Origin of the sequence: Shouchella shacheensis (genome assembly GCF_001484965.1) — a bacterium.
Classification (GTDB): Bacteria; Bacillota; Bacilli; order Bacillales; family Bacillaceae_D; genus Shouchella; species Shouchella shacheensis.
Genome location: NZ_LLYY01000017.1, coordinates 63,675 through 86,295 on the forward strand (window position 1 = coordinate 63,675; position 22,621 = coordinate 86,295).

Annotated in this window: 20 protein-coding genes and 1 riboswitch; of the genes, 15 read left to right on the forward strand and 5 right to left on the reverse strand. The window is 49.1% G+C overall.

Annotated elements, in window-relative coordinates; translation table 11 throughout:
• The first annotated feature begins 491 nt into the window (after positions 1-491).
• The 6 genes from gltB to kapB all read left to right on the forward strand — a co-directional run bounded on the left by gltB (position 492) and on the right by kapB (position 8,459).
• On the forward strand, positions 492-5,075 hold the full coding sequence (gltB, locus tag AVZ68_RS13925) for a glutamate synthase large subunit (protein ID WP_082676631.1): 4,584 nt from the start codon (positions 492-494) through the stop codon (positions 5,073-5,075).
• A gap of 75 nt (positions 5,076-5,150) precedes the next feature.
• Positions 5,151-6,638, forward strand: coding sequence for a glutamate synthase subunit beta (locus AVZ68_RS13930; protein WP_059105169.1), 1,488 nt, complete (start codon positions 5,151-5,153; stop codon positions 6,636-6,638).
• 93 nt (positions 6,639-6,731) lie between these two features.
• Positions 6,732-7,343, forward strand: a complete 612-nt coding sequence (locus tag AVZ68_RS13935) for a YpjP family protein (RefSeq protein WP_180316710.1) — start codon at positions 6,732-6,734, stop codon at positions 7,341-7,343.
• A gap of 273 nt (positions 7,344-7,616) precedes the next feature.
• Positions 7,617-7,871 (forward strand): hypothetical protein, encoded by a 255-nt coding sequence (locus AVZ68_RS13940; RefSeq protein WP_059105171.1) that lies wholly within the window; start codon positions 7,617-7,619, stop codon positions 7,869-7,871.
• Positions 7,872-7,884: 13 nt separating this feature from the next.
• The gene (locus AVZ68_RS13945) at positions 7,885-8,073 is read left to right on the forward strand and encodes a hypothetical protein (protein ID WP_059105172.1); all 189 of its coding nucleotides are present in this window, start codon (positions 7,885-7,887) and stop codon (positions 8,071-8,073) included.
• Between the two features lie 11 nt (positions 8,074-8,084).
• Positions 8,085-8,459 carry a kinase-associated lipoprotein KapB gene (kapB, locus tag AVZ68_RS13950; RefSeq protein WP_059105173.1) on the forward strand — a complete coding sequence of 125 codons (375 nt, stop codon included), beginning with the start codon at positions 8,085-8,087 and terminating at the stop codon, positions 8,457-8,459.
• 62 nt (positions 8,460-8,521) lie between these two features.
• On the opposite strand, the gene dapA is transcribed toward kapB, so the two are convergent.
• The 3 genes from dapA to AVZ68_RS13960 form a co-directional block, all read right to left on the reverse strand.
• Positions 8,522-9,418: a 4-hydroxy-tetrahydrodipicolinate synthase gene (gene dapA, locus AVZ68_RS13955; protein WP_059105174.1), complete on the reverse strand. Its 897-nt coding sequence runs from the start codon at positions 9,416-9,418 to the stop codon at positions 8,522-8,524.
• Between the two features lie 118 nt (positions 9,419-9,536).
• A riboswitch (Lysine riboswitch) is annotated at positions 9,537-9,714 on the reverse strand.
• A gap of 103 nt (positions 9,715-9,817) precedes the next feature.
• On the reverse strand, positions 9,818-9,970 hold the full coding sequence (locus AVZ68_RS19920) for an aspartyl-phosphate phosphatase Spo0E family protein (RefSeq protein ID WP_082676619.1): 153 nt from the start codon (positions 9,968-9,970) through the stop codon (positions 9,818-9,820).
• 111 nt (positions 9,971-10,081) lie between these two features.
• Positions 10,082-10,627, reverse strand: a complete 546-nt coding sequence (locus tag AVZ68_RS13960) for a hypothetical protein (RefSeq protein ID WP_059105175.1) — start codon at positions 10,625-10,627, stop codon at positions 10,082-10,084.
• Positions 10,628-10,756: 129 nt separating this feature from the next.
• Between AVZ68_RS13960 and AVZ68_RS13965 the strand changes: the two genes are divergently transcribed.
• From AVZ68_RS13965 to AVZ68_RS13985, 5 genes are all read left to right on the forward strand, one after another.
• The gene (locus tag AVZ68_RS13965; protein WP_059105176.1) at positions 10,757-11,632 is read left to right on the forward strand and encodes a Cof-type HAD-IIB family hydrolase; all 876 of its coding nucleotides are present in this window, start codon (positions 10,757-10,759) and stop codon (positions 11,630-11,632) included.
• Positions 11,633-12,020: 388 nt separating this feature from the next.
• Positions 12,021-12,203 (forward strand): hypothetical protein, encoded by a 183-nt coding sequence (locus AVZ68_RS13970; protein WP_059105177.1) that lies wholly within the window; start codon positions 12,021-12,023, stop codon positions 12,201-12,203.
• Between the two features lie 159 nt (positions 12,204-12,362).
• Positions 12,363-12,809 (forward strand): MarR family winged helix-turn-helix transcriptional regulator, encoded by a 447-nt coding sequence (locus AVZ68_RS13975; RefSeq protein ID WP_059105178.1) that lies wholly within the window; start codon positions 12,363-12,365, stop codon positions 12,807-12,809.
• Entirely contained in the window at positions 12,806-13,777 is a 972-nt protein-coding gene (locus AVZ68_RS13980; protein ID WP_059105179.1) for a ring-cleaving dioxygenase, read from the forward strand. The genes AVZ68_RS13975 and AVZ68_RS13980 overlap by 4 nt, the downstream gene beginning before the upstream one ends.
• Positions 13,778-13,787: 10 nt before the next feature.
• Entirely contained in the window at positions 13,788-14,399 is a 612-nt protein-coding gene (locus AVZ68_RS13985) for an alpha/beta hydrolase (protein ID WP_059105180.1), read from the forward strand.
• A 121-nt stretch (positions 14,400-14,520) separates the two neighbouring features.
• On the opposite strand, the gene AVZ68_RS13990 is transcribed toward AVZ68_RS13985, so the two are convergent.
• Complete coding sequence (locus AVZ68_RS13990; RefSeq protein ID WP_059105181.1) at positions 14,521-15,048, reverse strand: GNAT family N-acetyltransferase; 528 nt, start codon at positions 15,046-15,048, stop codon at positions 14,521-14,523.
• Positions 15,049-15,219: 171 nt separating this feature from the next.
• Between AVZ68_RS13990 and AVZ68_RS13995 the strand changes: the two genes are divergently transcribed.
• Both AVZ68_RS13995 and AVZ68_RS14000 read left to right on the forward strand, forming a co-directional pair.
• Complete coding sequence (locus tag AVZ68_RS13995) at positions 15,220-15,918, forward strand: hypothetical protein (protein ID WP_157404669.1); 699 nt, start codon at positions 15,220-15,222, stop codon at positions 15,916-15,918.
• 172 nt (positions 15,919-16,090) lie between these two features.
• Positions 16,091-16,891: an ABC transporter ATP-binding protein gene (locus AVZ68_RS14000; RefSeq protein WP_059105183.1), complete on the forward strand. Its 801-nt coding sequence runs from the start codon at positions 16,091-16,093 to the stop codon at positions 16,889-16,891.
• A 29-nt stretch (positions 16,892-16,920) separates the two neighbouring features.
• On the opposite strand, the gene pepF is transcribed toward AVZ68_RS14000, so the two are convergent.
• Complete coding sequence (pepF, locus tag AVZ68_RS14005) at positions 16,921-18,720, reverse strand: oligoendopeptidase F (RefSeq protein WP_059105184.1); 1,800 nt, start codon at positions 18,718-18,720, stop codon at positions 16,921-16,923.
• Between the two features lie 179 nt (positions 18,721-18,899).
• On the opposite strand from pepF, the gene AVZ68_RS14010 reads away from it, so the two are divergent.
• Together AVZ68_RS14010 and AVZ68_RS14015 are read left to right on the forward strand one after the other, a co-directional pair.
• Positions 18,900-21,191 carry a DEAD/DEAH box helicase gene (locus AVZ68_RS14010; protein WP_059105185.1) on the forward strand — a complete coding sequence of 764 codons (2,292 nt, stop codon included), beginning with the start codon at positions 18,900-18,902 and terminating at the stop codon, positions 21,189-21,191.
• Between the two features lie 64 nt (positions 21,192-21,255).
• Entirely contained in the window at positions 21,256-22,446 is a 1,191-nt protein-coding gene (locus AVZ68_RS14015) for a ribonuclease H-like domain-containing protein (protein WP_059105186.1), read from the forward strand.
• Positions 22,447-22,621 lie beyond the last annotated feature (175 nt).

The window sequence follows — 22,621 nt, forward strand, 5'->3', positions numbered from 1 at the left end:
GTTTCAAGTCTCTTACTCGTACTCTTATTATGACGGATTTTAGGAAGGGAGGCAATCCTTCTGCAGATACCACAATCACACGGACAACCGATGTGCCGTATTCATTCTACTATAGAAGGAAGAGAGGCTTGACGAATACGTCATTTGGCGATAAACTTCTAAACACGGAATGTTCGCCTTGTGTAGACTGAATTCATTCGTCAATAGACAAATGTGTTTTAACAGTTGAGTTGTCAAGCGGATTTCCTTTTTTATCTAGAAATGAATTTTTATACATTCAAAAGTGTTTATATTCATAGGGTTTTTCGCTTTTCATTTCCCTTTCTAAAAAAACTATTGCTGAAAGAATAGGGCATGAAGCGTTTTCATCAAAGAAAAACACAAAAATTATTTTGCCGAAATATCAGAATACTGATATACTCTTGAATAATTGCCACAGAGATGTTCATAGAGAAAAAATATAACGATTTTTGGGAGAGAGGGTGGTGTTCGTGCGCAGCGTAGAATTTCCGAAGAAGCAAGGTCTTTACGATCCGCAATTTGAGCATGACAACTGCGGGATCGGCTTTCTTGCGCATATGAAAGGCAAAAAATCTCACAAAGTGATTGAGGATGCGCTTGTGATGCTCGAGAACCTTGAGCATCGTGGAGGTCAAGGGGATGAAGTAAACACAGGGGACGGCGCAGGCATGCTTTTGCAAATCCCACACCGCTTTCTGAAAACCGCGACAGCGTTCTCGTTGCCTGAGGCAGGGGACTATGGGGTGGGCATGCTTTTCTTGCCGCAAGAACAAAGCGTTCGTTCCACCTGTAAGAAAAAAATAGAACTCATTCTCGAAGAAGAAGCGCTTGATGTCATTGGTTGGCGGTCTGTTCCTACGGATGATTCAATGCTAGGTCAAGCCGCTCTACGGTCAATGCCACAGATTGAGCAATTGTTTATCCAAAAACCCGAAGCGCTTGGCGTGGAGGCGTTTGAGCGCAAGCTATACGTTGTGCGCAAGCGCTGTGAAAATAGCCTTGATCAAATTGTGCCAGAATCGGAATCGTTTTATTTTGCCAGTTTTTCAAGTCGCACCGTCGTCTATAAAGGCATGCTGACAACGGCTCAAGTCAGCCAGTTTTATTTGGATATTAATAACCCGGCGTTTGAATCTGCGCTTGCGCTTGTTCATTCTCGGTTTAGTACCAATACATTTCCAAGCTGGGAACGGGCTCATCCAAATCGCTACATGATCCACAACGGGGAAATTAACACCGTTAAAGGAAACGTGAACTGGATGCATGCGCGTGAAGCGAATTTCACTTCCGAGCTTTTTGGAGAAGACATCGAGAAGATCAAGCCTGTGATTGATAAGAGCGGCAGTGATTCGTCTATGTTTGATAACACATTGGAATTTTTGAGCCTTTCGGGACGATCACTTGCCCATTCAGCGATGATGATGATTCCTGAACCCTGGCAAAACAATGCACAGCTAAGCCCAGAGAGAAGGGCGTTCTATGAATACCACAGCACCCTTATGGAACCGTGGGATGGTCCGACAGCGATTGTCTTTACAGACGGCGCGAAAATAGGAGCGAGCCTAGACCGAAATGGGCTGCGTCCGTCACGGTATTACGTGACGAAAGATGATTATATCGTTATGAGTTCTGAGGTTGGGGTGCTTGATATCGCTCCAGAAAACGTTGAAAAGAAGGAACGACTTCATCCAGGGCATATGCTATTAATCGATTTGGAGGAAGGACGCATTATTCCTGATGAAGAAGTGAAAACACAGATCGCGTCCGAACATCCTTACGCGGAGTGGGTGGGCGATCATTTGATTCAGCTCGAAGATGTTTTGGAATCAGCCAATGTTTGTGACACGAACTTCGAGAAGGTGAAGCAGCGCCAGCTTGCCTTCGGATACACCTACGAAGAATTAAACAAAATGATTATTCCTATGGTGAAGGAAGCGGGTGATCCTGTCGGGTCGATGGGGTATGATTCGCCGCTAGCAGTTCTTTCCAAGCGCCCGCAGTTGTTGTACAACTATTTTAAACAGCTGTTTGCGCAAGTAACGAACCCACCGATTGACGCGATTCGCGAAGTCGTCGTTACAGCGACTGGAACGACGATTGGCGCAGAGCGCAATTTGTTAAATCCGGAGCCGCTAAGCTGCCGCCACATTCATTTGCCGCAGCCAATTCTCAACAACGAAGAGCTTGCCAAATTGCGGCACAACAAAATGGAAGGCTTTCGCGCGGCAACGCTTGATACGCTCTTTGCGGCAAGCGGAGAAAAAGACGCGCTTGAAAAAGGATTAAAGGAGCTCTTCGTGCAAGCTGACAAAGCGATTGAAGGCGGTGCGACCCTTCTGATTCTTAGTGACCGAGCGATGTCCAGTAGCCGTGCGGCTATGCCAGCTCTGCTTTCGGTCAGCGGTCTCCACCATCACCTCATTCGTCAAGGAACGCGGACGAACGTTAGCTTACTAGTTGAATCAGGCGAACCGCGTGAAGTTCATCACCATGCTCTGCTGCTCGGCTACGGAGCGGAAGCGGTAAATCCCTATCTTGTGTTTGATGTGCTTGATGAGTGGATTCAAAATAAACTGCTTGATTCCTATTCCTATATTGAAGCATGCAGCCGTTATGTGAAGGGCGCTGTAAAGGGTGTTATGAAAGTGTTATCGAAAATGGGGATTTCAACGATTCAAAGCTATCGCGGGGCCCAAATTTTTGAAGCGGTTGGTATTCACCCAGAAGTGATCGACACGTATTTTACGTGGACATCTTCACGAATTGGCGGCATCAAGCTTGATACGATTGCGAAAGAAGTGCTCGCAAGACATGAAAAAGCATTTACAACACGTGAAGGATTTGACGAGGAATTGGAGCCTGGCGATGACCTGCAGTGGCGCCGAGGCGGAGAACCTCATCAATACAATCCGCACTCGATTCATATGTTGCAAAATGCGTGTCGTAACGATAATTACGAGTTATTTAAAAACTATTCAAGGTCGATCAATGAACAAACCGACGATCAGACGACACTTCGTGGATTGCTAGAATTCACCTCCGGAACGACATCTTCTATCCCGCTTGAAGAGGTAGAGCCAGCAGCGTCCATTGTGAAACGTTTTCGGACAGGGGCGATGTCCTATGGTTCGATTTCAGAGGAAGCGCACGAGACGCTAGCCATCGCAATGAACCGTCTCGGCGGGAAGAGCAACACCGGCGAAGGTGGAGAAAATCCTGAGCGATTTACGCCTGATGAGAACGGCGATCTTAGGAGAAGCGCAATTAAGCAAGTGGCGTCAGGGCGGTTTGGTGTCACCAGTCACTACCTTGTTAATGCGGACGAAATCCAAATTAAAGTCGCTCAAGGGGCGAAGCCTGGGGAAGGTGGGCAGCTTCCTGGACAGAAGGTTTATCCTTGGGTGGCCGAAGTACGGGGCTCTACACCAGGCGTGGGCTTAATTTCTCCACCGCCGCATCATGACATTTACTCGATTGAGGATCTCGCAGAGCTGATCCACGATTTAAAGAATGCAAACCCTGCCGCTAAAGTGAGCGTCAAGCTCGTTTCAGGAACAGGCGTGGGAACGATTGCGGCTGGTGTAGCGAAAGGCCGAGCGGACGGCATTGTCATTAGCGGCTATGACGGCGGGACAGGTGCGGCTGCGCGTACGAGCATCAAGCATACGGGACTGCCGTGGGAACTTGGTCTTGCGGAAACCCATCAGACGCTCGTGATGAACAATCTGCGCGACCGTGTCACCGTTGAAACCGACGGCAAGCTGATGACGGGCAAGGACGTGGTGATCGCGGCTATGCTTGGAGCGGAGGAGTACGCGTTTTCGACAGCACCTCTTGTCGTTCTTGGCTGTGTAATTATGCGGGTCTGCCATTTGGACACGTGCCCGGTCGGCATTGCCACGCAAAACCCTGAACTTCGAAAAAAGTACATGGGAGAAGCAGATCATGTCGTTCGATTTATGACGTTTATCGCCGAAGAAATGCGTGAAATCATGGCTGAGCTTGGCGTCAAGACGATTGATGACCTGATTGGACGCACGGATTTGCTTAAGCAAAGCGAGACAGTGAACAACTGGAAAGCTCGTGATGTGGAGCTATCCAGCATTCTCTACAGACCTAAAGGGAAAGAAGACAAAGCCCATCGCTGCACAAGTGGGCAAGACCATTTACTTGAGGTGTCCCTTGATGCACGAGAGCTGTTGCCAGCAGCTGCGCCCGCCCTTGAAACGGGAACACTCGTCACCTATTCCACACCGATTCGCAACACGGATCGCGTTGTTGGTACCATTGTCGGTAGTGAAGTCAGCAAGCGATTTGGGGCGGAAGGACTAGCGCCAGATACGATTCAGTTTTCGTTCACAGGCTCAGCTGGTCAAAGTTTTGGGGCGTTTGTGCCAAAAGGAATGACGCTTCGCCTTGAGGGAGATGCGAATGACTATTTGGGCAAAGGGCTCTCTGGCGGGAAATTGGTTGTTCGACCGTCAAAGCAAGCCACGTTTGAAGCGCACTCGAATATTATCGTTGGCAATACGACGTTTTACGGGGCGACAGACGGGAAGGCTTTTATCGCTGGCCAGGCTGGCGAACGCTTCTGTGTGCGAAACTCCGGTGCCCATGTTGTGATTGAGGGTGTTGGTGATCACGGCCTTGAGTACATGACTGGGGGCATGGTTGTCAATCTCGGTGGTACAGGCAAAAACTTTGCAGCTGGAATGTCTGGCGGGATTGCCTATGTGTTTGATCAGGATAACACGTTTAAAACACACTTGAATGAAGAAATGGTCTTGCTTGAAGAGCTCTCTGACAACGACGCCACTGTGCTCAAAGCCCTTGTGGAAGAGCACCATGCGGAAACAGCTAGCGCCAGAGCAGAAGCGATACTTGCAGATTGGTCCACATCCGTGGCTTCGTTTACCAAAGTGATCCCGAGAGATTACAAGCGCATTCTCGAAACGATTGAACGATTGAAAAAAGAAGGCGTTCCTGAGCATGAAGCAGCGATGATGGCCTTTGATGAAAACAAAAACGCGAAATCACGTGTCGGTGGTTCGTAAGGATTGTGGGGCGGCGACAAGCCTCCCCGCTGTTTTCTACATGCGGACGTGCTTGAATAGTTAGGAGTGATGATTGTGGGGAAACAAACTGGATTTATAGACTATACGCGTGAAAACCCATCGAAGAGAGACCCGTTTGAACGCACGAAGAATTGGCAAGAATTTCAACTCTTGATGCCCGAATCCTCTCTGCGGACTCAGGGTGCTCGGTGCATGGATTGTGCGATTCCATTTTGTCAAGCAGGTACCGATATGATCGGTTCCGGCGAAATTGGCTGCCCGGTCTACAACTTGATTCCCGAGTGGAATGATCTTGTCTATCACGGGAAGTGGAAGGAAGCGCTTGACCGTCTTCATAAAACGAATAATTTCCCTGAGTTCACCGGCCGTGTGTGTCCAGCGCCGTGTGAAGGTTCTTGTACCGTTGCCATCAACGATGACCCCGTTTCGATTAAATCCATTGAGTACCATATCATCGAACGTGGCTTCCAGGAAGGGTGGATCGTACCTGAGCCACCACAAACGCGTACGGGGAAAAAAGTGGCCGTCATAGGCTCAGGTCCCGCCGGCCTTTCAGCAGCCGCTCAGCTAAACAAAGCGGGCCATTTGGTTACGGTTTTTGAGCGTGACGACCGCATCGGTGGTTTGCTTACGTACGGGATTCCTGATGTGAAGCTTGCATTCGGCATCGTGGAACGTCGTGTCAGCCTGCTGGAAGCAGAGGGCATTGAATTTAAAACGGGTGTCGACGTTGGAAAAGATGTGACCGCCCGCGAGTTGCGCCGCAAATACAACGCTGTGATTTTGGCGACAGGAGCCACAAAACCAAGAGATGTTGATACCGAAGGACGGGAGCTCACAGGCATTCACTATGCAATGGATTTTCTCACCGCAAATACGAAGAGCCTGTTGAACTCTAACCATCGTGATGAAAACTATATTTCAGCAAAAGGCAAGCATGTGGTTGTGATTGGCGGAGGAGATACAGGAGCCGATTGTATCACAACAGCGGTCCGTCACGGAGCGGCCTCCATTACTCAATTTGATATTAACAAACAAAAAAGCGATGTGCGCGAACCCGATAACGCCTGGCCGCTCTTTCCGATCGTCCACAACGTCGAAGATGCGCACAAAGAATCAGAGGCGGTCTATGGCAGCGATCCACGGACGTACAAAGTGCAGACAACAAAATTTGTCGGGGACAAAGAAGGCAATGTTCGTGAACTGCATACGATACAGGTGGAAACAAGCTTCGATGAAAACGGCCATAAAGTGCGGACGGTCATTCCCGGTACAGAACAAGTATGGAAAGCAGACCTTATTTTGCTTGCTGTTGGGTTCACTGGACCGGAGGAAGCCGTGCTTGACTCCTTACAAGTAGAACGCACGTCCAGGCAAACCGTGAAAGCTGAGTACGGAAAGTACGAGACCACCCAAGAGGGCGTGTTTGCGGCTGGAGACAACCGTCGTGGTCAAAGCCTTGTTGTATGGGCAATTCATGAAGGAAGAGAAGCCGCGAGAGAGTGTGACCGGTTTTTGATGGGGGATACGTATTTGCCATAATGTTTGACTCTTTTTCTTAGATTAGTAGTAGCCAATAGGTGAGCCTCATGCGATAATAGAATAAAATTGTCGGATGTGAGGTGGAGGATGATGATGCGCCACATTAAAGGCATGGTCATGGTCATGCTAACCTTTTTATCATTCGGATTGTTGACATCGGAGGAAAACGATGTCGTTTTCGGAAAAAACGCGAGAGAAGCTAAGTCGTTTGTCTCAAAAATTGATGTTGACGAGTACGAGTTGCTTCCTGCGGTGGTTGCTTCAGAAGCTCCAAATTATGACGATGTCAATATTGGGCCTCTCTGGCTCACCGAAACATTCATTCTCGATGAGGCGACGAAGCAAGGGTTACAAAAGTTTGGCACAGGCATTGCTAGTCGAATAGAGTCTTCTTATAAAGATCAAATCATCCCAGCGCTAGGCGATGCTGTTGAGAAAATTCTCGTAAACTATGACCCTACGACCTTGGAGGAGCTGGCCGTGTCGAAAGCTCCAGCGGCTGGGCGAGGCGAAAAAATTATGCATATCTACAACAGTGCCACAGGAGAGGACTTGCTCCGCTTTCATGTGCGCCTTGACCGGCCTCCTAAAAGAGGGCATTACTTTCAGTTTCATTATCATTTGAATGAGGACCTTTTCCTCGAGCATTTCGCTCTTGGCAGCATCTATTGGGGCAAAGACGAGCCGCCGCGTTTCTCGGCGTAGTCTTTGCCTTTTTGCGCTGAATGCGGCGGGTAGATGCGACCCGCCTCCGCCTTTCGTGATCTAGCTGCGGGGCCCACTCGCTCGAGGTTTCTTCACGCCGCCAGGTCAAGCCAAAACCGGGCTTGAACCTGCCGTCGCTCCAGAACTTGTCGCTCGTGTTCAGACCCCCGCCGCCTTTCGTTCAATGTTCGTAGTTTTTTCGTTATTTCGCTATCCGCTTCTCTTTAAAATTTGGTACGATGGAGGGGAAGGTATTTAGAGGGGGAACTTGGTGTGGAAGCAGAGAAAAAGCAAAGGAGAGAGTGGCCTGCCTGGCTCAGATGGCTGCTAAGAGTTGTCTTCATCTATGTGGGTCTGCTTGTGCTTGTTCTGGCTGTTGCGATCTTGACGATCACAGGCACGTTTACGCTGATTGTGATTGAGGCATTTACGGACAACCATTCGCTCAGGCAGTTTTCAGAGACGTATCTTGTGCCAGTATCCGAATTTATGTGGGGGCTGTTTACGTGGCTTGTCCCAGGTTTGTAGGGAGGCGTCATAGTTGACGGAGAGCGAAGGAATGGTACTGGTCGTCTTGATGATGGCCGGTTTCATTTCAGCAGGTGTGTTTGGAGGGCTTGCCATTCACGGACTTATGATGGGGCGACCCAAAAGAGCACTATGGAGCGGACCGATTGCTGCTCTGATCGTGATTGTATTTATCATTGTGATTTTCTTGTTGATGACGTAAGGAGGGACGAAATGGAGCTTGTGCGGGCGAAATACAAAACAGGTGTCTATCTTGGCAAGATGATGGAGCGAGTCGAGCAAGAGAACCGCGCGTTGATTCAAGTGCTAGCGGTGCTTAAGCATCCGATGCAGGGGGATCTCCACCACCCTAAACAGGTGGATGTTCCCTTGTTTCATCAGCGAAAAGCGCTGGCGTACTTGGAAAAGTCATGGATGCCCCTTAGCACGGTTCAACCTTATGAGGGTGGAGTGCAGGATTATACAGCGTCACTAAAAGAGGCATGGGCAGAGGAGTGGGAGAAACTCCAGCAGCAGGACAGTAAGTGGGCTGCCTTATGCCTCGAGCAGCTGGAGGAATTGAAAAAAGAGTATGGGTTTAGCGAATAAGAGAAAGCAAAAGATCGAGCGCCGCCTTAACCAGCGGGCTCGATCTTTTTGATTTTTTCATGTTATTCATATGGCAGAGCTGCATAAGGCCTAAACGGAGCAATCAGCTGATCTAAGGCCCCTGCTTCCTCATTGGTAAGAGGGAGGAGTGGGAGGCGAACGGAGCCACACGGGACGCCAAAAGCATCCAAAGCCGCTTTTACAGGCGTTGGGTTTGGAGCCATGAACATGCCACGCATGAGAGGAAACAGTCGCTGATGGATCGCGCTAGCTGCCTGCACATGACCAGTGAAAAAGGCATTCGTAAGCTCCTTCATTTCTCTGCCGACAATATGAGAAGCGACGGAAACAACGCCTTTAGCTCCAAGCGAGAGCATCGGAAGTGTAAGGCTATCATCGCCGCTGTAGACAGCAAAATCTTCTGGTGCCAAGCGAATGATTTCGGTAACAGCATCAAGGTTTCCGCTTGCCTCTTTTGTGGCCACGACGTTTGGTAGTGTCGCAAGCCGGAGTGTCGTCTCAGGGCTCATGGAGACACCTGTGCGTCCTGGAACATTGTATAGCATGATCGGCAAGTGAGTGGCATTGGCCACAGCTTTTACATGTTGATAAATACCTTCTTGAGAAGGTTTGTTATAGTAGGGAACCACAATCATAAGGGCGTCCACGCCAGCGGCCTCGGCGGCAAGCGATAACTCGATTGTCTGCCAGGTGTTGTTGGAGCCTGTTCCGGCAATAACGGGAATCTCGCCATTCGCTTCATGAACCGCAACCGCAAAGAGCTGTTTTTTCTCCTCGAAGCTAAGGGTTGGCGATTCCCCAGTTGTACCACCTACAACAATGGAGTCCGACCCATTTTCGATTAAGTGACGAATGAGTGACTGTGTTGCACAAGCATCAAAGCCGCCTTGTTCATTAAAAGGAGTAACCATCGCCGTTATAATCTGTCCAAAATCCATATTCCATTTCCTCCTTAGAACGTAAGTTGCGGATAAGCAAGGGCATGTGTGTGAGCACAAAAAAACAACAATGAGGGTGGCTCATTGTTGCACGGTGACAGTAAAAACCTGTGCCAATGTGTGAGAAAGCCCCCCATACAAACGTATGACAGTGCTGCACTTGTTAAGTAGCAACCCCAGCTAAAATGGTTGATGAGTACCACTCGCTTCGGCAAAAACGCCTTTCAGGTTTTCTCCAAACGGAGCTCATTCTCCTCGAAAACCTTACTTATCGTTCTCGCACCTCTACTCCCACTAACTTGTTCAGTTCATATTCTTACGTCTACAGTAACAGACCCTCAGGCCAATTGCAATGGTTTTCTGTTAAAAGAAGCAGGCCCTTCCTCTCTGCTCCTTCGCTTAGCCTCGGTTCTGCATGCGATAAAACTGAACACAGTTTAGGAGCACGTCCAATTCTTGCGAGCACTTCACGGTTTTTCTGGCATTCATCCCATACTTGTTGGCAACGCAAAGCATCTCATTACGCTTAGCTTCAATGTCTATTTGGATCATGATTTTCCACTCCGTCTATGTGTAATCTTGATTTTTCCCTAAGCCATTATAGCCGGAATCAGAGAAAGAAACATCATTTTCACAAAAGAAGTCAAATAATTGTACAAACAGTCATCGTTCGACATTCGTTTGTCGCTGTGGTTTTAACCCATACTTTTTGACGACAGCGGTAAATTCTCGACTTAATAAATCAGCGGAAAGCGTCGCGTTTTCGTAGTGAAGCTGTTCTTGTTCATTGGGCGACTCGGTTTGCAATGCTTCAATCAAAGATTCAATCGAGACAAGGAACGTTTGGTGAATGTCAATGAACCCTGCGAACGGCTCAGGCTCAACAAAGAGACGGACATGCGTAGCGTCGTCCTGCAGTTCTCCCGCAATTGCTAAGGCACGCTCTTGATCTCCGTTAGAAAGCGATTTTCCAAGATCGGAAAGAGAGGGGCGCAGCCCTTCAACATAGGTACGCATTTGTTCCTCGTAAAGCACCATTTGATCATTCACGACCAGGTCACGATGATTCACTTCCCGCGTATTGGATAAAGAGCTGAGCTCCCTTTCAGAGAGAGCACCGGGTTCTTCTACTGTATCTCCCCTCACGCACCCTGTCACAACTAGAAGCAGCGCAATGCCTAGAATAAACCAATTGTGTACGCTTTTCATAACTAGAAACTCCTTCCATAAGCGTCGTCTTTCCCGTAGTATGTGCCACGTGCAAGATTTTCATTCGTTTGCATCATCAGGACTCATTGATTAGAATAAGAAGCGACAACGAGAAGTGGAGTGACGAGTATGAAACTAATTGTGACTGATATGGATGGGACCCTACTGAATGATAGACAAGAGGTATCAAAAGAAAACGCTCAAGCGGTGCGAGACGCCCTTGCAGACGGTCGGATCGTGGCCGTAGCGACGGGGCGGGACCTCAGAGAGGCAAGGCTTCCCCTGCAAAAAGCGGGGTTGGAACTTCCGATTATTAGTGTGAATGGAGCGCAAATGCACAATGAACAGCAGGAGCTTGTGGCTGAGGAGCCTCTCTCTAGAGATCTTGTAAGAGAGGCGATTGAAGTCTTGCGTGCAGAAGACGTTTATTTTGAAGTCTATACAACCGAAGGTGCATACTCCGATAACTATAGCAAAGCGCTCGCTGTGGTGGTGGATGTCTTGAAGTCTACAGGATCCGACCAAAGTGAAGCAGAGATGCTGGCTATGGCTAAGAAGCGCTTTGAAAATGGCTCTGTAAAACCAGTTGATTCCTATGAAAAGCTAATCGACCAGGAACATCCAATTCTTAAGTTGCTCGCGTTCTCATTAGAGGCGGATCAACTAAATGCGGCTAGGGATCGCTTAAAGGAAAACGAAGCGTATGCTGTCAGTGCTTCAGCTGCAGATAACCTTGAAATTACGCATCAAAACGCGCAAAAAGGAATTGCGCTAGAGGCTCTTGCAAACAGCAAAGGCGTTTCTTTGGCAGACTGCATGGCGCTTGGTGATAACTTAAATGACGTCTCAATGTTTCAAAAAGCGGGTACAGCGGTTGCTATGGGGAACGCTGAAGGCAAGATTCAAGAGGAATGCCACTATGTGACGAAAACAAATGAAGAGCATGGCGTCGCACACGCGATTTATACGATTGCGGGCGTGAAAATGACTGTTAGAAACGATTAGAAAAAGCCCCTGACTCCAGGGGCTTTTTTGTGCACCGGGAAGAGATGGAAATGTTATAAAACAAATTTTAAAAATGGGTTGACTGTTATAATACAACAGGCGTATACTGTAAATAGATAAACAAATCTGAACAGAGGAGATGTGATCGAAATGGCAGAAATGAAACCGAATCCGACACAAGAAGAGCATGATACACAGAGGGAACCGTCCATTTTAGAAATGATTAATGAATCTTACGCGTAAAAGGGGCCTTAGGCCTCTTTTTTTGTGTTTCCCTTTCTGTTTGATTGTTGTGTAACAGAGATAAGGTTTAAAACAGAAAGTAAAGGGAATATGAACAGGAGTGTTCAAGGCTATTGAATCGTAAGCTGAGGGAGGAGGATATGACATGATTGAGAGACAAGGACCTTCGAAGAAAGAACTCAAAGACAAAATTGAGGCCATGAAGAACGAAGAACAGGAATACCGCCGGGAAGCATTTATTACGGCGTATGACGAGTACGTGGAAATGCTTGAGGCAGAAATTGAGAAGTTAAAGGCAAGGAATCATACGCAAACAGGCCCGGAATAATATTCCGGGCCTTCGTCTAGCTCTGGCGCCCACTTGCTCGAGGTTTCTTCAGAACTTGTCGCTCGTGAGCAGGGCGCCTGTACATTTCGGTATTAAGAACCCTTCTGTCATTTTGCGCTTTTATCAGTTTAATGCTAAACTAATCATTGGAGGAACAAGATGAACTCATTTAAAAAGGACGAACGCTTAGCGCTGACGCTGTGGTTTCGCCTCGCTCGCTTCTACCATGAGAGCAACCGAATGTCCAATCAGCACGTAAGAAAGTGGGGCATATCGCTCTCACAATTTGATACGCTTGTGCAGGTTCGTGCTTTTCAGCCTGTGGCGCAGGGAGAGCTTGCGGAAAAGCTTCTCGTCACAAAAGGAAATATGACACACACGCTGACCAAGCTCGAAAGCTGTGGCTATATCACAAGAAAGCAAGAATGGCGGACAAAAACAATCGCTTTAACGGAAAATGGGGCTGCGCTTGTAGCAGAGGTAATGCCTGAACAGTCGGCATTTCAGGCGTCTTTGTTTGAACCGCTGAAAAAGGAAGAGCAGAAACAATTGCTTGAACTGATGAGAAAGCTCCAAAAACAAACAGTTGTGGAGGAATTTGAATGAACCTCAAACCGATCAAGGGACAGCACCATGTATCGGCAATCACGGCAGATGCAAAAGAAAATGTACGCTTTTATACCGACGTACTCGGGATGAGGCTCGTCAAAAAAACGGTCAATCAAGATGATACTTCGGTCTATCACTTGTTTTATGCCGATGAACGCGGAAATCCAGGCACGGATTTAACTTTTTTTGAAATTCCTTTTGCGGGAACAACGTATAGAGGCACCAACAGCATTTCAACGACTTCTTTGCGAGTCCCTTCAAATCAAGCTCTCCAATACTGGGTGCATCGCTTTGATGACTATCATGTGGCGCATGAAGGAATCCAAGCCGAGGGAAAGCGTCAGTCCATTCGTTTCGAGGACTTTGAAGGACAGCGTTTGATGCTTGTTTCTGATGAAGAGAATACCGGTGTTGCAGGGGGGAAGCCTTGGGATCAGAGTCCAGTTCCGGCGGATGTCGCTATTTATGGGCTTGGACCGGTGCGGCTGACGATCAGTAACGCTGATGTGACTGCCCGAGTATTAACGGAAATTCTCGGGTTCCGCTACGAGCGAACGGTGGAAGAATCAGAGAAAATGGTTGATGTCTACGCTACGGGTGAAGGGGGCACAGGAGCAGAAATTTACTTGCTTCAAGATGCAGAAACCTCAAAGGAGCGTCCCGGCCGTGGCAGTGTTCATCATGTTGCTCTCCGTGTGGAAAGCGAGGAAGAGCTGGACAAGTGGGTTGAGCGTATAACAAGCTACGGGTTGCCAAATTCTGGTTTTGTGGAGCGCTATTATTTTAAGTCGCTCTACTTCCGTGAACCGAACGGCGTTTTGATTGAATTAGCAACAGATGGGCCAGGATTTGAAGGCGATGAATCCTTTGAGCATCTAGGGGAATCCCTCGCATTGCCACCGTACCTCGAAGGCAAGCGAGCGGAAATCGAAGCCAAAATCAAGCCATTAAACACGAAATCCTAGGAGGGCGACCATGAGTGACCATAAGCATCTTTTCGTTAAAGGCGAAGATGAGACGAAGCCAACATTTGTGCTTCTACACGGAACAGGCGGGAACGAAAAAGACTTGCTCCCGATTGTGAACATGATTGATGAAGGAGCGTCGGTTTTAGGCATCCGCGGGAACATCTCAGAAAACGGCATGCCGCGGTTCTTTAAGCGTTTAGCAGAAGGCGTTTTTGATAAGGAAGACCTAAAACTTCGCACGGATGAACTTCATGCGTTTTTAGAAGAGGCGGCCACGGAGCACGGCATTGATCGGCAGAATCTCGTGGCGATCGGCTATTCGAATGGAGCGAATATTGCCGCAAACCTTTATTATGAGCACGGGGCCGTGTTCAAAGGCGCGATGTTGTTTCATGCGATGGTTCCGCAACAGAAAGAGGCACTTCCAAACCTTGAAAATGCGAATGTCTTTATTGGCGCAGGCAAACACGACCCAATGATCCCGGCGCCGGAAACGGAGCAGCTTAAGCGCGACTTAGAAAGCGCTGGAGCAGCAGTGAAAACGTTCTGGACAGAAGGTGGACATGAGCTGATGCGGGAGGAAATCCAGGCGGCAAAAGAGTGGTACGAGGCGTTATAGGAAGAAAAAAAGCGACCGAACGAGGGTCGCTTTTTTTAGCTGACGCTGGAAGTACGCCGGCAGTCCAAGTGAAGTTTCGCTTAAGCTGCTTTCATATGTGAGTAGGACCACCGCTCCTCCGCTAAGCAAACCGCTCCAAATGCGGAATACCGAAAGCGGTCTCCTCGTATGATTGTTCAGCGATCGTGAAGGAGCTGTTGCCGAGAGTTGCGCCGCCAAGTTTTCCATAAAATTCGCACGCAGGACGATTATCTGTGAACGCATAGACGACGGCGGAAGGAGCGCCAAGCCGAGTATGTAAATCTCTCAGTGTGGTTTCTACCAACGCCCGCCCTGCGCCAAAGCCCTGGTATTCTTTGAGCAAATAAATCGCGTACAGCTCATAGTCGTAATCGGGGTAACCGTCTGTGCGTTTCCGCCCGCCATTGGCAAAGCCGAAGATAGAGCCGTCTTCAGCTTCGGCAACAAACACAGGGCCTTGATTGCCCTTTAAGATGTCTTGCCACCGATGCGTACGTGCCCGAATGGATAGTGTTTCCAAAAACGAGTCCGCCACAATTCCTTTATACGTACTTAACCAGCTATGAACGTGGACCGTCGCAATCGCTTCGGCATCAGCCACCGCCGCCTCTCGAATCACGTAGCTCATGTTTGCGCCTCCCCTTTTTCCGGTTATGAGAGTAGTATAGGGGAGCTTCAGCCATTCGTAAAGCCGCTTCTTCGTTAGGTATAGACAAAGCGAGGAGGAAAGGATAAAATGCAAGGAACTCATCCTCGTAAAAAAGCATGGACGCTGCTTAATGGAAAAGGTGGGAGAACTATGAGTGAAGAAACGTCAAAAAAGAACTGGCTGCTTTATGCTGGAGTAGCCGTTGCATTAGCAATTGTTTTTTACTTAGCGATATTTGAAGAACGATGGTACCGGGCAGTTGTTTTGGCTGCGCTGCTTGGGTTAAGTGGGTTTGTGGTTTACCGTTTTAAGCAGCTTGAGGAGCTGCTTGAGGAAAAAGGATCGGTCGCAGTTATAAGGGAAGTGGAGGATGAGGACGAGGTAGAAAAAACAAAAGCCAATGACTTAAGAACCCTGGAACAAAAGGAATTTGAGCTGCAAAAGCTCGACCTTGATCGGACGCAAATTTTTGAGGATCTATTAAGTCAGACCGCTTTAGAAGAAGCTGATAAAAGTCGTTTTCGCGAAAAAATTCAGGAAGCAGACAAAGAAACGTCCAAAGTGCGCGAGGAATGGTTAAATGCTTCGAATCGAATGATGTCCATGGTTAGTGGTGCGAAGCGAATGTTTGTAAAGGAAAGTCCGATGAAAGAAATGGCGGCCTCCATTGACGAGCGGATTCTCGATCACGGGTCTTTTCAAGAGTTGAACCAAGAGATCCAGCGGCTCGTGCCAAGGCTCTCCAAAGAAAGCAAAGACGCACTCGCCAAAACCAACTACGTAGATGAAGACAACCAACTCACGCGCTCGGGCTATAAAGCATTGCTGCAAGCGAGTGAAGAAGAATAGCGTCATTCTAGCACTCCCGTACATTCGTGTACCGGGGTGCTATTTTATGTTGATCAACATGCGTCTGGTGGCGCTTTAGCATCAATGGGAAACAAACCGCACCATGCTAACTGAAAAATCGAATGTCTGTGATAAGATAGATAAAGAAAGACCTATACATAGGGGGCGGACAATGGAATCAATCATTGAAGTGGACGCAGCGACGTTTGTACGTAATGAACGAACACTTTTGGCAAGTCTCAACTGGAAGGTGAAACCCGGGGAACACTGGGCGATTCTAGGCGCGAACGGCTCGGGCAAAACATCGCTTCTGAAACTAATCACTGGGTATGAATGGGTATCAAAGGGCGGAATCTCTGTGTTTGATCAGCGGTTTGGTACAGTCGCGCTTCATGAGCTGCGCAAAAACATTGGCTGGGTGAGCGCTTCCCTTGATGAACGCTATCGAACGCATGAAGGGATGGCTTGCGTTGATGTGATTGTCAGCGGAATTCATGCATCGATTGGTGTTCACGAGGAAGTGAGGCAGGAGGACTGTGAGCGAGCACTGAAGCTCGCGAGTGAATTTGCTTTGGAGACGGTGGCCTACGCGCCACTGTCCACCTTGTCCCAAGGGGAAAGGAAGAAGACATTCCTCGCCCGGTCGTTGATGAATCACCCGGACTTGCTCATTCTTGATGAACCTACAAGCGGCCTTGATCTTCAAGCTCGGGAGCAGTTTCTTGCGAGCATTGAGAAGCTTTTGGATACGAAAACAGCGCCGACGCTTCTTTATGTGACTCACCACCCTGAAGAGATTGTGCCATCCATTACGCATGTCCTGCTTTTAAAAGAAGGGAAAATACTGGCTGCTGGTCTAAAAGAAGACGTGCTAACGTCAGAGTTTGTCAGTACAGCTTTAGGCGTACCAGTCACGATGGAGTGGCAGGACAACCGGCCTTGGGCTCGCGTCCAGTCGTTAAAGAGCCCTTGAGGACCTTCCTCAAGGGCCTTCTCAGATGCTTAAGCAAAGCTTTCTTCAAGCTCTGAAATCAGTGTGCCAACGTAGGCAACGGCGTCGCGAATCGTTTCCGGGTCTTCCATATCCACTCCTGCCATGCGAAGCAGGTCGAGGGGCTGCTTCGTACCACCGGCCTTGAGCATTTCAAGCCAGGCATCAATCACTGGCTGTCCTTCGTTTTGATAGAGAGAATACGCTTTGGTCGCGGCCGTTAGACCAGCAGAATACGTGTACGGATACAGTCCCATATAATAGTGTGGTTGGCGCATCCATGTTCTTCCGGCTCCTTCATCAAGGACGACGGCATCGCCCCAGAATCCTTGGAGAACCTCAAGCTTCGTTTTCCGCAGCAACGTGGCCGTCAGCGGCTGTCCGTCTTCGGCGAAGCGGTAGACGTGGCGCTGGAATTCGCCTTCAAGCAAATGCGTCACAAAATTGTGGTAGTACGTCCCGATAAATTGCATCAGCACCCAGCGCTTCATTCTCGGGTCCTCCGTGGCCGTTAATAGATGGTTGCCAAGAAACAATTCATTCATCGTCGACGGAGCTTCAATGCAATACGTGGAAGGCCTTGTTGCATTGAGCGGCTGGTGCGCATTGGCAAGATAAAAGTGGCCGGCATGGCCAAGCTCGTGAGCAAGCATAAAAGCTCCTCGCATCGTATCTTTCCATGTTAGCAGAATATAGGGGTGCACCCCGTACGGGCTGGAGCAAAAAGCGCCGGTTGCTTTGCCGATATTGTCTGCTCGGTCGACCCACCGTTCGGCAAAGGCTTGATCTAGCATCGAGCGGTACTCTTCACCTAAAGGTTCAAGCGCTGCTTTGATCATCTCACTCGCTTTTTCATAGGATGTCTCTGGCTCAAAGTCAGGGTCAAGCGGCGCTTTCAAGTCACAGAAACGCATCTCATCAAGCTCAAGCACGCGTTTTTTTAGCTTTGCATAGCGCTGCATATGAGGGGCGAGTTCCTTGTAAATGATGTCTAACTGATTCTCATACATCGTCTGTGTCACATCCTGGCTATGCAACAGCATATCCGTCACAGAGTGATGCCCTCGTATGCGAGAAAGCGTTACTTGCTTGGTGACTTCGGTGGCGTACGTCTTCGCAAAGGTGTGCTCATACTGCTGAAGCGTCCCGTCAAAGGCCTCATAAGCGCGGCGGCGCTCCTCTGTGTTTGGTGAGAGCTCGTACTGATCTTCAAATCTCGCAAAGGAAAGGGGTTGCTCTTCGCCGTTTTTCCCGCTGAAAGAAGGGAAGGTCATGTCGGCTGATTTGCTTGTTGAATAAATCGCGTAAGGGGCATTCATCACAGGGCCGAGCGCCGCAAGCGTTTCTTCCGTTTCGGGCGTAAGCGCGTATGGCTTGTCACTCATCACTTTATGTAAGTAGACTCGATACGTGGCAAGCTCAGATTCCTCTTTTTCAAACTGTTCAATTAAGCTCTTCGGCAACGCAAGGATTTCTGCTTCTACGTTTGAGAGTTTGGCTTGAACAGACGCATAGACTTGCTGGGCGAGACTCGCGCTTGCCTGAGCATCGGAATCAGAACCATCGCCCGAGAGGGTAAGGGTTGCATAGGTCATGACACGTACCCCTCGTTCGAGCAGCGCTTCTCTCGCTTGCAAGCAGAGCAAGAGATTGCTCGCACGCTCGCCTAACTTTCCCGTGTAAATCGACAGCTTATCCGCGTCTTCCTCAAGCTCCTTCAGCTCCTGTTCCCATGCCTCTTTGGATGAAAACAAATCAGCTAAATTCCACGTTTGCTCCGCGGGAACATCTTGACGTTTGGTTAATTCCATTTTTTTCTCCTCCAGCGCCTCTTATTTTTCGGAAACCGAAATTAATGTAAGTATACACAATTTCGAAAACGAGTGCATGACATAACCACTAACTTGTTGGCTCGATTTTAGGTGAAAGGCTAGCCAGCAGAACAACCATTCGCTAAAATAGAGAGAGAATAAACAAAGGTGGTACCACAATGTTTAAAAAGAACCTTACGCAGCTGCTTGAAGGGTTAAAGAAGGACGCCAACGTTACGCATTGGCAAGAAATAGAGGCGGTGCCTGCCAAGGCCGTTCTCCCACCAGAGTCGATGGATGACCGTTTAACACAGGCACTTGCTACGCGCGGCATTGGCGAGCTATACACGCATCAGGCTTCTGCCTTCGAACGGGCAGAGAGAGGCGAAAATATTGTCGCGGTGACGCCAACCGCCTCTGGAAAGTCGCTCTGCTATAACGCGCCGGTGCTGGCCGAAATTTTGCGCAATGAAGAAAGCCGCGCCCTTTACTTATTTCCAACAAAAGCGCTCGCTCAAGACCAAATGAGCGATATCAATGAACTGATCGAGGCGATGGGGGTCCCAGTAAAATGCCACACGTATGACGGAGATACGGCCCCGCAAATCAGGCAGTCGATTCGCAAAGCTGGACATGTTGTGATTACGAATCCGGATATGCTGCACTCAGCGATCTTGCCGCATCACACGAAATGGGTGTCCTTTTTTGAACATCTCCGCTACATCGTTATCGACGAACTCCATACGTACAGAGGGGTTTTCGGAAGCCATGTAGCGAATGTCATTCGCCGTTTAAAACGGATCTGTGCCTACTACGGGTCCAGTCCGCAGTTTATTTGTACATCGGCGACCATTGCCAATCCAAGGGAGCTAGCGCAAGAATTAACAGGAGAGACGGTTTCCCTGATCGATGATAACGGGGCGCCAACGGGGAAGAAGCATTTTATCTTTTACAACCCGCCCCTTGTCAATGAACCGCTCAACATTCGCCAGAGTGCGCTCATGCAAGTGGATGCACTCGCAAAGTCATTTTTAAAAAACGACATTCAAACGATTGTCTTTGCGAAGAGCCGCGTTCGCGTCGAGCTGATTCTCAGTCGCTTGCAGGAATTAACGAAGCGGAGGTTTGGGGAGGATGCGATTCGAGGCTACCGCGGCGGCTACTTGCCAAAGCAGCGCCGAGAGATTGAGCGGGGATTGCGTTCAGGGACAATCAAGGGGGTGGTTTCAACCAACGCGCTTGAGCTGGGTGTGGATATCGGTCAGCTGCAAGTCTGTATCATGACCGGTTACCCAGGGACGATTTCTAGCTCCTGGCAGCAGGCCGGCCGGGCGGGAAGACGACAAAATGAAGCGGTTGTCATCATGGTCGCTGGTTCTACGCCGCTTGACCAGTACATCGTCCACCATCCGGAATACTTTTTTGAGAAATCGCCGGAGGTTGCCAGACTGAATCCGAACAATTTGGTCATCTTTCTTGATCATTTAAAATGTGCCGCCTATGAGCTGCCGTTTTCAAGTGGAGATGTCTTTGGTGGAGAAGAGGTCGATGATTATTTGGACTTTCTGGCTGAAAAACACGTCGTTCACGAGCGCGCTGGGCGATGGTATTGGATGAACGATGCCTTCCCTGCCCACGGCATTAGCTTGCGCTCTGCCTCACAGGAAAATGTCGTCATTATCGACCAAAGCGATGTGACGAATCATACGGTGATCGGCGAGATGGATCGATTCAGCGCGATGACACTGTTGCACGATGAAGCAATTTACTTGCATCAAGGCGTTCAGTACCAGGTCGAACATTTAGATTGGGAGGAAAAGAAGGCCTTTGTTAGAGAAGTGCACGTAGAGTATTTTACCGATGCCAATTTAGCGGTGTCTCTCTCTGTGCTGGAAGAAGACGCGACACGAGAGGAATCGTACGCGACCGTCTCTTATGGCGATGTGATGGTGAGAGCGAAGGCGACCATTTTCAAAAAGCTTCGCGTAAGCACGATGGAAAACATTGGGTCAGGGCCGATCCATTTGCCGGAGGAAGAGCTCCACACAAGCGCAATGTGGCTGAGCTTTGATGAGTCGGTGATTGAGCGCTTTGGCAAGGAGACGCTCGACCAAGCACTCGTTGGTCTCGCGCAATTGATTGGACATGTCGCACCGATTCATGTCATGTGCGATCGCGGCGATCTTCATGTCGTCCCGCAAATGAAAGCGGAACATTCAGAGGCTCCGACCATCTTTGTCTATGATTCCTACCCAGGAGGGATTGGCCTCGCCAAGGAAGTGCACAAGCGAACCGAGGTGATTTTAGGGCATGTTCAGGCGCTACTTTCTTCTTGTCTGTGTACATCGGGTTGTCCAGCCTGCGTTGGTGCTCAGTCAGAAGAAGGTGGCGTTAAACGCGTCGTTGGCAGACTCGTCCGGTTGTTGCAAGAGCATCCTCAGGTCAGAGAGGAGCGAATGGTCAAGAGATAAAAATTTCACATACCGAAATAAGAGTGGAGGAGTTTTTATTAACTTAAAAGCAAAGCTCAAGCGGATGGAAGGCCATATCAACATAAAGGGTGTGGAAAGTGGGCAAAAGAAGGAGGCACGCAACACGTCCAAAGAATGGACCGACCTCGGGGCGAAGAGACGTGAATTCGACGGCGCCTCGATTTACGTTCGCGAGCGACGAATCCCTTACGAACAAAAGCATGGACGCTATACGTTTAAAGAGATGGTCGATATACTGGAGCGCTGGGAAACGTGTAAGGAAACCCACCCCCTTTCTTGCAAAGGGATTGAGCGAGAGAAGCTGCTGTTCTTTGATACGGAAACGACAGGACTTTCAAGTGGAGCCGGTACGCAAATGTTTTTGCTTGGGTACGCAAAGTTTACAGAGGAGGATGTGCTCATTAGGCAGTTCTTCCTGCCAGGTCCGGAGGCGGAGGTAGCTCTGTATCACCATTTCTTAGCGGATGTGGCATCCATGGATCATCTTGTGACCTTTAACGGCAAAGCTTTTGACTGGCCGAGATTGAAGACCAGGCATACCTTCGTCCGTGATCGTGTACCAAAGCTACCGAAATTCGGCCATTTTGATTTGCTCCACGGGGCCCGGCGTCTCTGGAAGGACACGCTGCCATCGTGTGGGCTCGGGGTGATAGAAGAAGAGAAGCTCTGTTTTACACGAAGTGAGGATACGCCTTCCTATCTAGTTCCAATGCTTTACTTTGACTTTGTCCGGGAGCAGGACCCGAGTCTTGTGGAAGGGGTGTTTTGCCACCATGAGTGGGATTTGCTTTCCCTAATCGCACTCTATGCAGAGATGACCGCGTTAATCCTTGGGGCTCCAGACCAAGCAACGGCTAAAGAGATATACGAAATTGCTCGCTGGTATGAAGCGGTGGGGGAGGAGTCGAAGGCACTTATTCTGTATGAAGGGCTCCTTATAGAAGAGGGGGAGTTAGCGTTAGCCAGCTTGTTGAAAAAAGCGGATCTCCTTAAGAAGCAAAGGCGCCACGATGAGTCGTTGGCTTGCTATAAGTTCCTTCTTCGGCACTCGTATCAAAGCTGGCACAGTGCCACCCAGTGCGCACTTTTGCTCGAACATCATTCTAAAAACGTACACGAGGCCCGTCTTTATGCCGACGAAGCACTTGCTTATGCGGAGACAGCAAAAGAACACGCAGAAGCCGTTAAACGAGTGGGGCGCTTGAGACGAAAAGCGGGAAATGAAGACGAGTAGACTTTTTTCATTTCCCGGGGAAGCGCATATTTAGACGTACTTCGCGCTTGGAGAGGGGAAGGGTGTCGAATCTCCACCAATCCTCTGTTTTATCGGTTTCCGAAAGAAGACCCCCTCTTCAAGCGCGTGTAGGGCGGAGCCCAGCGATAAGGGGGAGATGAATGTCGGTTAGGCG